This is a genomic window from Shewanella sp. MBTL60-007 (assembly GCF_019654915.1).
Classification (GTDB): domain Bacteria; phylum Pseudomonadota; class Gammaproteobacteria; order Enterobacterales; family Shewanellaceae; genus Shewanella.
Genome location: NZ_BPET01000025.1, coordinates 56020 through 71949 on the forward strand (window position 1 = coordinate 56020; position 15930 = coordinate 71949).

Annotated in this window: 12 protein-coding genes; 3 read left to right on the forward strand and 9 right to left on the reverse strand. The window is 44.9% G+C overall.

What is annotated here, in order from left to right; translation table 11 throughout:
- Positions 1–11 precede the first annotated feature (11 nt).
- Together K5Q92_RS11355 and K5Q92_RS11360 are read right to left on the reverse strand one after the other, a co-directional pair.
- Positions 12–545 carry a peroxiredoxin-like family protein gene (locus K5Q92_RS11355; protein WP_220769119.1) on the reverse strand — a complete coding sequence of 178 codons (534 nt, stop codon included), beginning with the start codon at positions 543–545 and terminating at the stop codon, positions 12–14.
- Positions 546–637: 92 nt separating this feature from the next.
- A complete protein-coding gene (locus tag K5Q92_RS11360) occupies positions 638–1174 on the reverse strand; it encodes a nuclear transport factor 2 family protein (protein ID WP_220769120.1) in 537 nt (178 codons plus the stop codon).
- Between the two features lie 469 nt (positions 1175–1643).
- Here K5Q92_RS11360 and K5Q92_RS11365 point away from each other — a divergent pair, with 469 nt between their 5' ends.
- Positions 1644–2966 (forward strand): hemolysin family protein, encoded by a 1323-nt coding sequence (locus tag K5Q92_RS11365; RefSeq protein WP_220769121.1) that lies wholly within the window; start codon positions 1644–1646, stop codon positions 2964–2966.
- A gap of 161 nt (positions 2967–3127) precedes the next feature.
- On the opposite strand, the gene K5Q92_RS11370 is transcribed toward K5Q92_RS11365, so the two are convergent.
- The 3 genes from K5Q92_RS11370 to pepA all read right to left on the reverse strand — a co-directional run bounded on the left by K5Q92_RS11370 (position 3128) and on the right by pepA (position 10210).
- Entirely contained in the window at positions 3128–4327 is a 1200-nt protein-coding gene (locus K5Q92_RS11370) for an EAL domain-containing protein (RefSeq protein WP_220769122.1), read from the reverse strand.
- Positions 4324–8313, reverse strand: a complete 3990-nt coding sequence (locus K5Q92_RS11375) for a transporter substrate-binding domain-containing protein (protein ID WP_220769123.1) — start codon at positions 8311–8313, stop codon at positions 4324–4326. Before K5Q92_RS11375 ends, K5Q92_RS11370 begins: the two co-directional genes overlap by 4 nt.
- A gap of 388 nt (positions 8314–8701) precedes the next feature.
- Positions 8702–10210 (reverse strand): leucyl aminopeptidase, encoded by a 1509-nt coding sequence (gene pepA / locus K5Q92_RS11380; RefSeq protein WP_220769124.1) that lies wholly within the window; start codon positions 10208–10210, stop codon positions 8702–8704.
- Positions 10211–10433: 223 nt separating this feature from the next.
- Between pepA and lptF the strand changes: the two genes are divergently transcribed.
- A complete protein-coding gene (gene lptF / locus K5Q92_RS11385) occupies positions 10434–11549 on the forward strand; it encodes an LPS export ABC transporter permease LptF (RefSeq protein ID WP_220769125.1) in 1116 nt (371 codons plus the stop codon).
- Positions 11546–12604 carry an LPS export ABC transporter permease LptG gene (lptG, locus tag K5Q92_RS11390; RefSeq protein ID WP_220769126.1) on the forward strand — a complete coding sequence of 353 codons (1059 nt, stop codon included), beginning with the start codon at positions 11546–11548 and terminating at the stop codon, positions 12602–12604. Before lptF ends, lptG begins: the two co-directional genes overlap by 4 nt.
- A gap of 156 nt (positions 12605–12760) precedes the next feature.
- On the opposite strand, the gene K5Q92_RS11395 is transcribed toward lptG, so the two are convergent.
- The 4 genes from K5Q92_RS11395 to K5Q92_RS11410 all read right to left on the reverse strand — a co-directional run bounded on the left by K5Q92_RS11395 (position 12761) and on the right by K5Q92_RS11410 (position 15681).
- A complete protein-coding gene (locus tag K5Q92_RS11395; protein ID WP_220769132.1) occupies positions 12761–13270 on the reverse strand; it encodes an RDD family protein in 510 nt (169 codons plus the stop codon).
- Positions 13271–13341: 71 nt separating this feature from the next.
- Positions 13342–13596 carry a DUF2960 domain-containing protein gene (locus tag K5Q92_RS11400; protein WP_202720540.1) on the reverse strand — a complete coding sequence of 85 codons (255 nt, stop codon included), beginning with the start codon at positions 13594–13596 and terminating at the stop codon, positions 13342–13344.
- 45 nt (positions 13597–13641) lie between these two features.
- Entirely contained in the window at positions 13642–14121 is a 480-nt protein-coding gene (locus K5Q92_RS11405) for a GNAT family N-acetyltransferase (protein WP_220769127.1), read from the reverse strand.
- A gap of 69 nt (positions 14122–14190) precedes the next feature.
- Complete coding sequence (locus tag K5Q92_RS11410; RefSeq protein WP_220769128.1) at positions 14191–15681, reverse strand: carboxypeptidase M32; 1491 nt, start codon at positions 15679–15681, stop codon at positions 14191–14193.
- Positions 15682–15930: the final 249 nt, after the last annotated feature.

Consider the following 15930-nt stretch of genomic DNA (forward strand, 5'->3'; position numbering starts at 1 on the left):
GAGCGTAAGGATTAACGATAAGTACCACGGATAGGGTAATTATTTTCAGGGTCGCGGATAAAGGTGAGTCCTGATAATAACGTGGCTAGCTCTGGACGGGCAAAGGGACCATTGGAAATATCAATAAGTTGCACTGTGCCTTTGTCGTTAATCACAAACAAGCCTGGCTCAGCAAAGGGATGATCGGTCTCTTTTTCTGAGCGTGGGTGAGAGATATAAAGCCCAAGCTGCTGCATATTCTCAATAGTGAGATTGTAAGCAATAGGGAAGCTAACCGTTAATTGAGTCTTGTGAAACTGTGCCTGCTCGAGAGAGTCGGCCGATGCGGCAACGATGTCGATGCCTAACTTCATAAAATCAGCTGCTAACTTTTCCAGCTCATTAAGATAGCGCGTACACAGTGGGCAGTGCTTGCCACGATAAATAACCAGTAAGCGCCAGTCATAACCTAAAGCAGGCGTGCCAAGAGATATTGACTCGCCCGTTAAAGCGGGCAGTTGAATGCTTGGAAAGGCCGCTCCAGCAGTAAATTTGATTGACGACATATTATTCCCCTCATCTGGTGGATAGCCACTAATGTGTATTTCTAGCAATGAAGGCCTATGGCGACCTTCATCACTTACTTCAGTCAAAAAGGTTAGATTGAGATGTAATTGTAGCTGTCATCTTGGCGGTTGCGTTTACCGCGGTATTTATCGCTGAAATTATCGGCCCAAATTGCTGTGGCATTCTGGTTTTGGTTCCAGTCGAATACGGTAGAGCGATGTTTAATCTTCCATACTCCATCGCGACGCTCGAAGCGGAAATGGTGTCGGCCACCTAAGATGCCCTCTTTATCGACACCGTCCTGTTCATGTACATGGTAGGCCCAGACATAAGCCTCTGCGGTGGCTGTATCACCGTTAATTTCGATAAGAGGGTTACTAATTCTGTGCTGTGTGGCTTTTAAGGCTCTGAAGCCTTCCATTGCAGGCTCAACAAATTGATGCGCGTTATCATTGTAAAAGAATAGCTCTGGGAAAATAGGGTCTTGATGTTCCTCAATGGCATCTTCCCAGTAGGTTGATTTCATTAAGTCGCCATCGACTCTATCTAGCGCACGAGCGAATTTGTACATAAGCTCGGTCATCTCTTGTTTGTCTAGTAATTGCTGAAGTTTTTGCTGCATATCCATGGTGGGATCCTCGTGTCATTTTCATTTGGTTTAATTAGCCGCCGAAACTCAAGTTGCCGAAGGAGTCTGTGGGCTATTAAAGCGATGGCAAGATATTAGCTATTCTCTTTTGTTTTGATAACTAGCGTTACACCTATAGCAGTTATTCCTTTATGGAATAGATGTGGTAGTTTGTGGTCTTGAAAGTTGTGGAGTTTGATTGGTATGAAAGCAATCTGTGACTATTTTCTATACAAATAAGGGCTTAGGTGAGGCTCTTAATATCTGCCGATATGATAAAAATTTAATCGATCACATTGGTCAATTTATTAGCTGGTGAGTTCTCTGTATTGGGGATATACTCCGCGATCGCGCCAATAGTGATTGGTCATTATTCGTTGTTCTACTATTAGGGAAGTCAGTACCACTAAGAACAAATAATGATATGCAGTAAAGGGATAGTGTGTTTTTTGTTTTGGTAAGGTGCTAGATGAGCTTCTTTGATAATGCTGTGATTATATTGCTCCTGATTGGAGTCAGTTGTTTTTTTTCTATGTCTGAAATTGCCCTTGCGGCTGGGCGAAAAATTCGTCTGCGTCAGCTTGCATCTGAAGGAGATGCACGGGCAGACAAGGTGTTGCTGCTGCAATCTCAGCCAGGTAACTTTTTTACCGTGGTGCAGATTGGCCTCAACGCGGTAGCCATCATGGGCGGTATTGTGGGTGAGTCAGCCTTTACGCCTTATTTTCACTCGTTCCTATCCAGTTGGTTGAGTGGCCCTTGGCTAGATAAGATGAGTTTCTTACTCTCTTTTGTCTTCGTGACTAGCCTGTTTATCTTAATCGCTGATTTGATGCCTAAACGTCTAGCCATGGCGTTTCCTGAAAAAGTAGCTATGACCTTTGTTGGCCCTATGATGGTCTGCATCGTGGTACTCAAGCCTTTAGTATGGTTCTTTAACGGTTTAGCTAATTTTGTGTTCCGTGTTCTGCAAATTCAAACCGCACGAAATGACGCGGTGACTTCCGATGATATCTATGCAGTGATGGACGCAGGTGCAGAAGCGGGCGTACTCGATAAAGGCGATCAGCTGATGATGGAAAAAGTGTTTGAGATGCAAACCATTCCAGTGACTGCAGCCATGACGGCTCGTGAGAGCTTAGCCTATTTCTTGCTACAAGATAGCGAAGAGGAAATTAAGGCCAAGATTGCCCAGCAACCTCACTCTAACTTCTTAGTCTGTGATGAACAGCTAGACACGGTAGTCGGTATTGTTAACGCGAAGAAGTTACTTATCTGCCTAATTAACGGTGAGAAAATAAGCCTTAAAGATAAGAACTTGGTGAGCAACTGCTTTATTATTCCTGACACATTAAGTCTGTCGGAGTCGATGGATTACTTTAAGAATTGTCGAGCGGATTTTGCAGTAGTCATGAACGAGTACTCTTTGGTTGTGGGCGTAGTGACGGCTAAAGATCTGCAAGATGCGGTGATGGGCGCTTGGTCTTTACCCGAGAGTGAAGAGCAGATCATTGCCCGCGATGAACGTTCTTGGCTGATGGATGGCGTGACACCGATTATTGATGTTATGCGAGCGTTAGATATTGAAGAGTTTCCGCAAAACCATAACTACGAAACCATCGCCGGATTTATGATGTTTATGCTGCGTAAAATTCCAAAGTGCACCGATTCAGTGACCCATGCTGGCTTTAAATTTGAAGTCGTGGATGTGGACAGTTACAAGGTGGACCAGCTATTGGTTACGCGTATCGAAGAGTCGAGTAAGGTTGAAGAGACAGAGTTTAAATCTTAAGGATAAAGCTTAAATCTTATGGCTAAACTAAGGTGAGTAAGTGTCTACTCACCTTTCTGCTAAACCTAGCTACAGCCAGCTTTACTTGCTTTCCTTTGCATTTCTCAAGTTATTTGCCTGCCAACACTCCCATTTTACTGTGCTAGCTAGATCTGTTGAAGTCACGGGTGTTTATTAACTTTACTCAGCCATGATTTATGCCAATCAGTTAGGCGTTCAACCGGCATTGGTGCAGCGATGTAATAGCCTTGTGCTAAGGTGCAGCCTAATAATTGCAATCGCTGCCATAATGCTTGGGTCTCAACACCTTCGGCTACCGACTTAAGCTCGAGTCGAGTGCTTAACAGTAAGCAAGCCTCAACAATGGCTGCTGCCGTTTTGCTGTTTTCCATGGCTTTAATAAAGCTCATGTCTACCTTTAGTGAATCAAAAGGCAGGGTATCTAGCAGGGTCAAGGATGAGTAGCCTGTACCAAAATCATCGATAGAGAGATTAAAGCCGTGCATCGCTAGACGTGAAGCCGACTCCAGTGCTCTGCCGGTATTTTCCAACGCATCTGATTCGGTGATTTCAAAATAGACCTGCTTACATAGGTTGGGCTGTTGTTTGGCAATATCCAGTAATCGGTCGACGAAGTGGCTATGCATTAAGGTCATAGGGGTGATGTTGATCGCCACCGAACGACCAGCAAGATGCGCTTGGTGTTGCAAGATGTAATTGACACTCAAGAGTGCTAACTCGGCGTCTTTTTGCATCTTACTCAATTGAGGCAGAAAACTGGTTGGCGGTAATACTCCCAAGATCGGGTGGACAAAGCGAATTAGCGCTTCACAAGATTGCCACTCGGCGTTATCGAATGCGACCAAAGGTTGGAAGTAGGGCTTTATCCAGCCTTGTTCAAGGGCGTGCTCAAGTTCTTTCTCGGTGAAGGCTTTACTCTTTATTGAGCCATGACTGGCAAATGTTGAATTTGTCAGATTCTCGACATAGGCCAAGTGTAATAGCTCTTTGAGGATATTTATCTTTACGGGTTTGCTAATGGCACCAATCACTTTTAAGTGATAGCTCATACACATCTTCTGTACGGTATCGAGTACGATCTGATTGCTGGCACTGGTGATAATGATGGAGCCGGTAAACATGAGTTCACTGATATGACTCAAGAAGGTGATTCCATCCATCTCAGGCATTTTTAGATCGCATAGCAGTATGTCAGGCTTGAAGTCTGCCATTATCTGTAGCGCTTCAACACCAGAGGTTGCAGTTCTAATCTGCGAAATCTTAGGTGTTGTGATCAGTTCGAGTTGCATTTGCATCGCTTCGCGCTGAAATTGATGATCTTCAATCAGTAAGATTTTCATTTTAACTGGTTTACCTGGTTAGAGATCTGCGCGATTAATTTTTCTAGCTGTACCAGCAAGTCTTTTATTGCATCAATATCTTGCGCCGAAGCCGCAGTTTCTATCTCGGCGCAAGTGATAACGAGGAGCTCACATTCAATAACACCCGCAGCGCCTTTGAGTTTATGAGCGCTATGGGCGGTGGCGTCAAAGTCGTGTTCTGCGACTGCTTGATTGAGTATTTGCATATCATTGTCACAGGTTGCAATGAACTTAGTCAGTAAGTTGATGCAAAGCTGCAGATCGCCGAAGTTAGTCTCAAGCGCTTTGATATCAATAACGGCGAGATCATTGAGGTCACACTTGAGCGTTTCGCTGGAGTTTGTTGCAATAAAAGTCCTATCTTGCATCGATGGCTCGTGTTGTTGAACATTATCTGCGGCGGGAGCTTGCTGAGCTTCAACTAAGTAATTATTGAGTACGTTTTGCAGCTGCTCTAAGCTCACAGGTTTTATTAAATAATCATCGAATCCATACTGGTGGCAACGAGATTTTTCACTCGATATGGCATTAGCCGTGAGGGCGATAACACCGAGACGGTTCAGTTTTTCTTGTTGTTCATGTTCTCTAATAGCACTCACTAGGCCGTAACCATCGAGTTCAGGCATATGGCAGTCGGTCAGAACTAGGTCGTATCGATTCTGTTTATAGGCAGTAAGCGCCTGCTGACCGTTATCAAAAATATCACCAAAGTAGCCTAACTTGCTAAGCTGCATACGGATCACATCTTGGTTAATTGGGTGATCTTCTGCAACCAGAATGAGTTTGTTTTGTGCAATGGCCTCCTCGCGAGTTAATGCCTGAATTGGTTTATTTTCTATTACTGCATACTTGTTCTCAAAAAACTCAGGCTTAGTGAGTAGATGCAATAAGTGCTCTGGGAACAGAGGGTTGATTGATAGCGCCCAGCCGAGCTTATTTGGAGCTGGCGATAGCATGCTCTGGGTTTTGAGCTGAATAATTTGCACATTAGCGAGATTACGTTTGGCCCAGCTTGACGTCAGTGCCTGCTGTTCACACCAGCTTTCTGGCAGTATTAGGACCTGCAGTTGCGCCTTGGCAACGTATGCCGCGAGGGTGGCTTTATTCTCGATACATTGCAGGCTATACGGGGTGCAATGCCAGACTCGAAGGTATTCACAAACCACATCATAGTCACTCTCATCAAGCATCATTACGCCGCAGCGCTTATTGACTACCGCAGGTACTTCAACAGCTGCAATAGGGAAGGTCAGACTGAAGCGGAAAGTACTCCCTTGTCCTTGTATACTGGTAACCGTGATCTTTCCGCCCATGAGTTTGACTAGTTGCTCACAGATAGACAGCCCTAAGCCAGTGCCGCTGAAACGGCGCTCGCTACTGAGATCCACTTGTTCAAATGGAATAAATAGCTTGGCGATATCCTCTTCACTAATTCCTATTCCAGTGTCAGAAACGGCAAAGCTAATAGTTTGCTCTTTCTCTGTAGAAGAGAGCAGGTCCACCGATAACCAGATCTCGCCTTCAGTGGTAAACTTTGAGGCGTTATTCAGTAGGTTGTTTAGTACTTGCTTTAGACGTAAGTTATCCAGAGAAAATGAATAAGCAAGCTTAGGATCTAACCATAACTTAAACTTAATGCCTTTGCGTTCGACATGGACAATATGGGGTTGAACTAATTCACTGATAAAGCTGCTTAACTGACATACAGCAGGGCTTAACCCGAGTTTCCCAGCTTCTATTTTAGAGAAATCGAGTACATCATTAACGATATTGAGCAGATTATTACCTGAGTGTGTTAGGTTCTTATGGAGCCCATGAAGTTCGTTGCTACTTAGGTGTGGCGTCATTAACTCTAACAGACTCAAAATACCACTGATTGGGGTACGGATCTCATGGCTCATCATGGCTAAGAAACGCGATTTAGCTTCAGTTGCCGACTCTGCTATTAAGCGTGCCTCATCCAGCTCAGCTTGTTTCTCTTTTATAAGAGAAATATCGACCATGGTGTAGGTCCAATGCCTATTCTTATCGACTTTGGTGCAGATCCCAGTAAGCTGGAACCATAAGGTTTTACCGTCAATGTTGAGCTTGAGTGTTGTGTACAGCGAATCACAGAAGCGAGATTGTTCAATATCCCTTAAGAATTCGTGCTCGTCTGCATGGTTTGCTAAAAACTCCATCAATAGATGAGGAGCTTGATAGAGTTGCTCTGGGGTTAATCCGAGGTATTTTTCAATATTACAACTAATATAACTCCAAGAAATATCATCAATATCATCGCCATATCGAACTAACTGGGCAACAACGCCTCCAAAGTTGCTATTGACTAGTCTTAGCTCTTTCTCGACGCTCTGTCTCTGTGCTATTTCATGCTTTAGTTTTCTATTGGAATAAACGATTGCTAAAAAGGTTGAAAACACGCCGCATAAAATCAGAAGAACCCAGTTTGGTACTTTGGCAAAGGTGAAATCACTATTAATGTTAATGTCATTCCATTTATTGGTAATTTCGCGTAACTCATCGTCATGAATCGAATTTTTGGCTTTATTTAAGATAGACAGCAAAATGGGGTTACTGCTATTTACGCCAAAACTGACAGAGTGACTATGGTTGCCTAAAGGGTTTGGGATAATATTAATTCGACCTAAATACTTTGAGCTGACTAAAGAGTTAGCTTTTGATAAAGGCATTATTCCGACTTCGATTTTTCCCTGGATGACCGAATTGAGCAGGTGCTTACTGGAATTAAATATCGTGATATCGGCATGGGGGAATTTATTAGCCGTATTCATCTGTTGTTGGTGGTTGTCTAGTAAGCCTAATGTCTTCACATTGGCAAGTTGTTCGGCAACTAAGTTGGTAGCTGTTACGGCTATCCATTTGTCTTGCATGTAAGGTGAGGTGCAGTGGACTAATTGTAAAATATCATGGTCACAAGTATAGGCAGGTAGCATTTCATAATTGTTTTCTACCAGATGTTTCTCTATATCATCGCCATGATAGGGAGTCGCTTGAATCGTTAAGTTAAGTTTCTTGGCTACAACCTTTAAAATTTCTGCGCTCATGCCATCCATCTCACCATTTTTATTGGTGAAGACATAGGGGGAATTATCGGCAGAGTAGAGTACTTTGATTGCTTTCCTTTTGCTAATCATTACAATTTCCTCTTCCGTGAGGTTAAGGCTATGTTGTTGATAAACATATTTAACCTGAGAGGTCGTCAGCCAAGCGTCGTAGAGTTTGTCAAAAGTCTCACTTGGGATCTGCTTTAAACCCTCATTAAGGTGCTCAATAAGTTCGATATCTTTAAGTCGGGTTGCAAAGTGTAAACTTTCAAAGGGCACATCGTTAAGTAGACGAATGCTTAAGTCATTAGGCACATCTTGGTGGGTATGCAGGTAATCTAGGGTTATCGCATTACCAATGTACGCATCGGCATTCCCTGAAAGAACCGAATTATAGGCAGTTAGGCTGTCGGTGGTATTATAAATTTTGACTTGGTCAGTCGAATCTCTAAGCAGCTCATTAACTGCAAAACCTCTTTCTGCAGCAATACGCTTACCGTTTAACTCTAAAAGGTTATTAGTATTTTCTTGCTTGGTGAGGCTTGCAATGGGGACTAGCATTAGTGGAGAGCTAAAGCTTAGCCAAGCTACTCTCTCAGGCGTTTTCGATACTCCCATGATGAGGTCGATTTCGCCTTGACGTAGTGCCTGAGTCACTTCTTCATAGTTTGAGTAGATAACGTTCTCTGTGCGGTATCCGCGGCTCTTGGTGACTTCTTGCAGTAGTGAAGGTAATAATCCAATCACTTTTTGATCTTTACTGACATAAGTAAAAGGTTGCCAATCAGATGCGGGATAACCGACTCTGATGACATTCTTGTTGCTAGCGCTTTGAGCGTCATCTGCAATCAATGGTGCAGAGATAAAAAATAGGATAAGTATGATTAGTGCCTGACGCATACACGGCCTTAAATTGGATAATAACGAGAAACTGTTTAGTAATCTTTATGCACAGGCAGCGGACACTCGCGATTAGAACTCGCAGTGGAACCTCGTTAAGTTTCGGTTCTTGTGTGGCTGGTGTCAGTGTTTGGCTCTAAATAAGGGAGGCTGAAAACTGAAGCTGTGAAATTTTCGCGTATTGTAAACGTAAATTATTTTCTGTCGATATTTTGCCAGCAATATAATGCCTGTTAGTTCTCATTTTCAAAGTTATTTTCAATAAGGCATGTTTACAGACTGGAGTTATGGGGGAGTTGTGTGTGGCTTTGAATTAAAGGGTATAAAAAAGGCTAAACCACTCTCTATAACTTGCGGTTTAGCCTTTAACTTGTGGTACTAATCTTAGCTATTCGCCCTGTTCGACGCCAGCCTTGTTGATTAGGAACTGAGTCAATAATGGCACTGGTCGTCCAGTCGAACCTTTATTGGCACCACTGTTCCAAGCTGTACCAGCTACATCGAGATGAGCCCAGTTGTACTTTTTAGTAAAGCGAGACAAGAAGCAGGCAGCGGTAATTGAACCTGCTGCACGGCCACCTAGGTTGGTCATATCGGCAAATGGGCTTTCCAAGTGCTCTTGATACTCATCCCATAAAGGCATGCGCCATGCGCGGTCACCACTTTGTTCACCTGCATTGAGTAGCTCGTGAGCAAGTGGGTTATGACCTGAGAACAAGCCAGATGCATGTTTACCTAAAGCGATGACACAGGCACCTGTTAGGGTTGCGGTATCGACAACCAGCTCTGGGTCGAAACGCTCAACATAAGTCAGCACATCACACAATACCAAGCGGCCCTCTGCATCGGTGTTTAACACCTCTACGGTTTGGCCAGACATAGTAGTTAAGATATCCCCAGGGCGATAGGCATTGCTTGATGGCATGTTTTCACAGCCAGCCAAGATCCCGATAACGTTGATCGGCAGTTGCATCTGACATAGTGCTTTCATGGTACCAATTACACCCGCGGCACCGCCCATGTCATACTTCATCTCATCCATGGCTTCGCCAGGCTTAAGTGAAATACCGCCTGAGTCGAAAGTTAGGCCTTTACCCACTAGCACAATCGGCTTTTCGGTATTATCGACTGCGCCCTTGTACTCCATGATGGTCATCACTGACTCATTATGGCTGCCACGGCCTACAGCTAGGTATGAGTTCATGCCTAGGGCTTCCATCTGTTCTTCACCGATAGTGGTTACCGTTAGGTTCTCGGTATTTTCGGCTATTTGACGGGCCTGCGAGGCTAGATAAGCTGGATTACAGATGTTTGGCGGCATATTTGCCACATCGCGGCAAAGGTGCATACCAGCAGAAACTGCCATACCGTGCTCGATGGCGCGTTCGCCTACGGTCAATTCACGACGAGTCGGTACATTAAATACTAATTTACGCAGCGGACGACGGGTTTCGCCTTTGCGTGTTTTTAGTGCATCGAAGCTATAAAGACTGTTTTGTGTCGTTTCAACGGCTTCACGTACTTTCCAGTATGTATCGCGTCCTTTGACATGTAACTCGGTAAGGAAGCAAACAGCCTCCATAGAACCCGTTTCATTTAAGGTATTGATGGTTTTGGTGATGATCTGCTTATATTGACGTTCATCAAGCTCACGCTCTTTACCGCAGCCAACGAGTAAAACACGCTCGCTAAGTACGTTTGGCACATGATGAAGTAATAACATCTGTCCTGGCTTACCTTCCAAGTCGCCACGACGAAGTAAATTGCTGATATACCCTTCACTTATTTTATCTAACTGTTCGGCGATACCGGACAAGCGTCTTGGTTCGTATACACCTACAACGATACAAGCTGAGCGTTGTTTCTCTGGACTGCCGCTCTTTACGCTAAACTCCATGAGCTCTCCTAGATTCTTAAAGACAAATTTTATTATTTATTAGATAATGTCTGCTTATGCCCAAAAAGGGCCGAAATATGGCGCACTCAAGATCTTTCTTTTCGAGTGTTTTCCCTGGCCATGTTATGTAATTGTTGGTTACAAAACTACTAAAAGTAGACAGTCTACATGAAAGTTGTATTGATACCAGCATAAATGAAAGTTTGGAGACCGGATCCTCACTGTGATTGTATTTAGATACCTGATTCGAGAAGTTTTAAAAGCGCAAATGGCAGTACTTTTAGTACTGTTAGCTATTTTTATTAGCCAACATTTTGTGCGCGTGCTTGCTGATGCCTCCGATGGCGAGTTTCCTGCATCTCTTGTTATGACCTTACTGGGTCTTAACATGCCATTTCTCACAGTTTTAGTGTTACCGCTGAGTCTATTCTTGGGGATTTTGCTCGCCCATGGGCGCATGTATGCTGAGAATGAGATGGTTATTTTTCATGGCGTAGGTGTCAGTGAATGGTATATCACTCGAGTCACGCTTTTGCTTGCGGTGAGCAACATGGTATTTACCGCGTTCCTGTCTATTTATGTAGCGCCTTGGGCAGAGGAGCAGCAGAATCAAGTGTTAGAACATGCCCAGTCTGAGGCGGGTCTTGCGGCATTAACTCAGGGCCGCTTCCAGACGAGCCCTAATGGTCGTGCGGTACTGTTTGTTGAGCGTATTGGTCGTGATAACCAATTAGATAAAGTATTTGTGGCTCAGTTGCCAGAACCCGATGATGAAACTGGCGTGGCCAATGTGGTAGTGGCGCGTACAGGTAAAGTGGTCGAAGATGAAACTGGTGGCCAGCGTCTGCAGCTTGAAGATGGTGTACAGTACCAAGGCAACCCTAAACGCGTTGATTATCAAATTGTCGAGTTTGGGGGCTATCAGATGCAGATTAAAGAGCAGGAGGTCGATGAGCGCCGCCGTAAGCTGTCTGCTATGCCTATCGGTGAGCTAATGAATATTGATAGCCCAGAAGCTACCGCTGAATTTCATTGGCGCTTAGCGATTCCTTTGGCTATCCCGCTGATGACCTTGATTGCTGTGCCTATGGCACGAGTGAACAATCGCCAAGGTAAGTTCGCCAAGATGTTCCCTGCGATTCTACTCTATTTAGGCTACTTTGGTTTGATGGTGGCTGGACGTAAATCGCTAGAAGATGGAGTGATCCCACAGTATCTAGGTATGTGGTGGATCCATGCCTCCGCGTTGTTCATAGGCATATTGCTGCTAGGCAAAGAGCGGCCGTTAGGAGCGAAAGTGACTGGCTTGTTTAAGCGCAAAAAGGCGGCCAAGGCATGAGAATATTAGATCTATATATTGCTAGAGTTCTGATTAGTACCTCATCTTTAGCACTGCTGGTGTTAACCGGATTATCGGGGATTATTAAGTGGGTCGACCAACTGCGCCTTGTTGGGCGTGGTACGTATACCATGATGGATGCCGGTGTCTATGTACTGTTTTTGATCCCACGAGATATCGAGCTGTTCTTTCCTATGGCCGTGTTACTCGGTGCCTTGATCGGTATGGGAATGCTTGCTTCTAACTCTGAGTTAGTGGTGATGCAGTCATCGGGCTTGTCTCGTCTACAAATTACCATGTCGGCGATGAAGACGGCAATTCCACTGATGATCATCGTTATGATGCTAACCGAGTGGGTTGCGCCAGTCGCTGAGCTAAGAGCTAGGGAGATCAAGCGCACCAATGTTTCTGGTGGTAGCTTGATTGAGTCTAACCGTGGCATTTGGGCAAAAGATGGGCCGTTATTTGTTAATATTGGTGGTGTGGTCGATAGCCATAACCTGCGAGATATTACCCTGTACGAGTTTAGTGATACGACTAACTTAACCAGCACAGTACATGCAGACTCTGCCGAGTATAAGGACAAGTATTGGCAGCTAACCGATGTGAGAAGAACCACGCTTAAGAATGAGCAGGTCGTGCTGACAAATCTTGAAGAAGATAAGTGGATCTCTTCGTTGACTCCTGAAAAGCTGAGTGTGGTGTCGGTTAAGCCTGAGTCGCTGTCGATAGCGGGTTTGATCGATTATCTCGATTATTTGAAAAATAACAATCAGGCATCTGAGCGCTATGAATTAGCGCTGTGGCGTAAGCTACTGCAACCAGTAACCGTTGCGGTGATGATGTTGGTGGCTCTATCGTTTGTATTTGGGCCGCTAAGAACCGTTACTATGGGCGCGCGAGTGTTGCTAGGGGTTGTGGCTGGTTTTAGCTTTTATATCTGTAGTGAAATCTTCGGTCCACTGAGTATCGTTTATGGCTTACCAGCATTTATCAGTGCCGGAATGCCCGCACTGCTGTTTAGTATTGGAGCGCTGTACTTTATTAGGAAGTAGCCTAGCTTAAAGGCTTGGGATAATTAGCTGCAATCATTAAAAAAGCCAATCAACAGGTTAAGTTCTGTTGATTGGCTTTTTTGTTATGCTATTACTCGCTTCTCTAATGAGGATTAAGCGTTACAATCTTGTCTGTCTTGCTATGGCTTAGGCTGCTTAAACACCGTGCCAGTTACGCATCTGATTGGCTTCTTTTGACAGTACAACCACTTCTGAGCGAGTCATCATATCTTGCAGTGCCAGTTTATCGCGGTTAATCAAGATCCATAAGTTACCAATGCCAAGTAGCGACCAAACCAGTCTTGCCGCTGCTGTCACCATACTCAGGTTTTGCCCATTTGGATGTTGGATCTTGAGACGCCATGCACGCATACCTAATGTTTGACCGCCTTTGCTCCAAAAACTGATATAAAACAGACCCACACAGGCCATAATCCAGCACTGGTAGATACCTTTATACAGCGGCGTGCCATTGAGCAAGTCTGATACATGCTCAAAGCCAGCCATATCGATCAAGCCACTGCTGGTTAAACCGATAAAAATACCAAAACCTATGGCTCCAGCCACCATATATACGGCAACGGCAAGTAATAGATCATAAACGATAGCACCGCAGCGCTTAAAAAAGCCTGCACGTGGAAAGTTGGCGTGTTCGTTATTGGGCATGTAATGAGTCGTCATTGATATCACTTATTATTAGGTTTATTGGATGATGATGGCGAATACTGGCTCAAGGGTTATGACTTTTTCGGTTCATCTTTGATGTAGTAGATGTCACTAAAACCAAATCGTGCGAACTCTTTAGCACGGAAGTCTTTCACTGCTGATGATCCCTTTGAGGTCATAGCGATCTGTTGCTCCATCATGAGGTATTGCGTTAAATCAACGCCTTCTGCTGCGGCTACGGCCTCATAGATGTCATGATATTTGTCGTAAGCAAAGTTAATCTCTTTCGCTTGATTCTTAAATTTATAGGTAATTCTGGTTGCCATGTTTAGCTTCTCTAATGAAATTACCTCTATGATAGCAAATCTTGGCTATAAGGTATAAACCATATAGCAGGCGTCCTCTGGGTAACATGAAAGGTCTTTGTTTATGGCTCTAGCTTTAAAGCCCTGTTTAGCCCAGTAATGGTGCGCCCCCTGCACCGCGACTAGAGAGACATTTGGGTAGTGGTGACTGCGGGCAAACGCTATCAGATTCGTTAATGCGGTTCGCCCCGCTCCTTTGCCCTGTGCCTTCGAAGACAGGGCAATATCATGTAAGTAGAGAGTATTTGGCTTGTCTACCTTAGCCAGCACCTGCTCGAGCGAGGGCGGGCTATCTTGAAGCCAAGGATGGGCAAGGCAATAACCTATCACCTCACCTTGTGATTCCAGCACAAAACAGCTTTCAGGTGAAGCCAGCCACTTGCTCTGTAGCACCTCAAGAGATTCAGGTTCTATCTGTGGGTAGCACTCTAGTTGGATTTGCAAAATGTGTGGCCAATCGGATGGCTCGATACTGCGTAATTGCATAAAAAGATCCTAAATATGGGCGTCTATTATTCCCATCAGCAGGTAAGGGCTAATGGGAATATTGTCACTCTAGCGCGACAAGTAACGGGTTTCTAGATGTTTTTTGAAGTGTTCAGGATTGAGCGTCTCACCTGTAGATTGACGCATTAGCTCATCGATACTGAGTAGGCTGCCCTGGGACCAGACTTTATCGTTTAACCAGCCCATGACACTGGTGAGATTACCTGAGTCTATCAGGTGTTCTACGCAGTCGAGCTCTGTTTCCATCGCGGCTTTAAATTGCGCTGCATACATGGCACCTAAGGTGTAACTAGGGAAGTAGCCTAGCTCGCCAACCGCCCAGTGGATATCTTGCATGCAACCATTCTTATAATCACCATCGGTATTGATCCCTAATAGTGATTGCATCTGCGCCGACCAAAAATCGGGTAGATCGGCAACGGCCAGCTCGCCACTAACCAGTGCCTTTTCAGCCTCAAAACGCAGTAAAATATGGCAAGGGTAGGTGACCTCATCGGCATCGACTCGAATAAGCCCGGGGTTGACTCTAGTGTAGATGTTGGCCAACTGACTATGGGTCAACTGACAGCCCAATGTAGAGCTTAAATGGGGCTCAATCAGCTTGAGGAAAGCAGGGCCGCGGCCAATTTGCATCTCACAAAATAGGCTCTGACTTTCGTGCAGTGCCATCGAGCGCGCTACTCCTGCAGGTTGCCCATGCCATGCCTTAGGTAGACCCTGCTCATACTTCGCATGACCGGTTTCATGGACTATGCCCATCAAGCCACTGGTAAAGTCGGCTTCATCGTAACGTGTCGTTAGACGTACGTCACTGGCAACACCGCCACAGAAGGGGTGACTACTGATATCGAGTCGGCCGTGGTTAAAATCAAAGCCTAAGATGTTCATGATCTCACGCCCTAGCTTGGCCTGACTCTCTGCGCTGGCTGTTGGAATGGTGAACTTAGGTTCAGATTTCTGCTTGTCTTGAACCTGCTGAATCAACTGCGGCAACCAGCTCTTTAAATTGCCAAAAATCTGCTCAAGACTCGCTGTTGTCATGCCAGGCTCAAATTTATCTAGCAATGCATCGTAAGGGGAGACATTTTGCGCCTCGGCGCGAATAGTCGCTTCCTCTTTGACGAGTTGCATTAGGTGTTCGAGATTAGGCTTAAAACCTTGCCAGTCGTTATTTCTGCGCTGCTCACGCCAAGCTTGTTCGCAGCGATAGGCAGCCTTTGTCTTAGCCTCTACAAGCTCACCTGGTACAACATTGGCCTGAAGATATTGGTAGCGCATTTCAACGAGGTTAGCTTGCTGCTGTTTTGTCAGCGGTAACTCTTCGGCGTCATTAATGGTCTGCGCCAGCATGGGGGCAGTCTTTAGGGAGTGAATATGTTTGGCTAGCTCAGCCATTGCTGCGCCGCGTGCTTCACCGCCTCCCATAGGCATCATGGTGGCCTGATCCCAATCACCCAGTGCGCTTAGGTGCTCGAAGTGGCTAATGCTTTGAAAATGCTTCACTAAGGTATCGTAATGAGGGTTGCTTTGTGCGCTCATAGTATCTGATTTCAATCTGGTTATTTGTCGTTATGCTAGCACACAATTCAATTTTTCAATGGTTATTTCCCTATCGCCAACTTAGGCGCAGCTTGGCATGAGAGTCTCGCGTTATTGATAAAAGGCAGATTTAACGGCGTTAGCCTAACTGAATTAAAGCAAAATAAATTCTTTGCATTTTTACCTGAATTGTAAGCATTTAAATTCATCAATAGCAGGGGGGAGAGGCTTTTATTTTTCCCCTTAAAT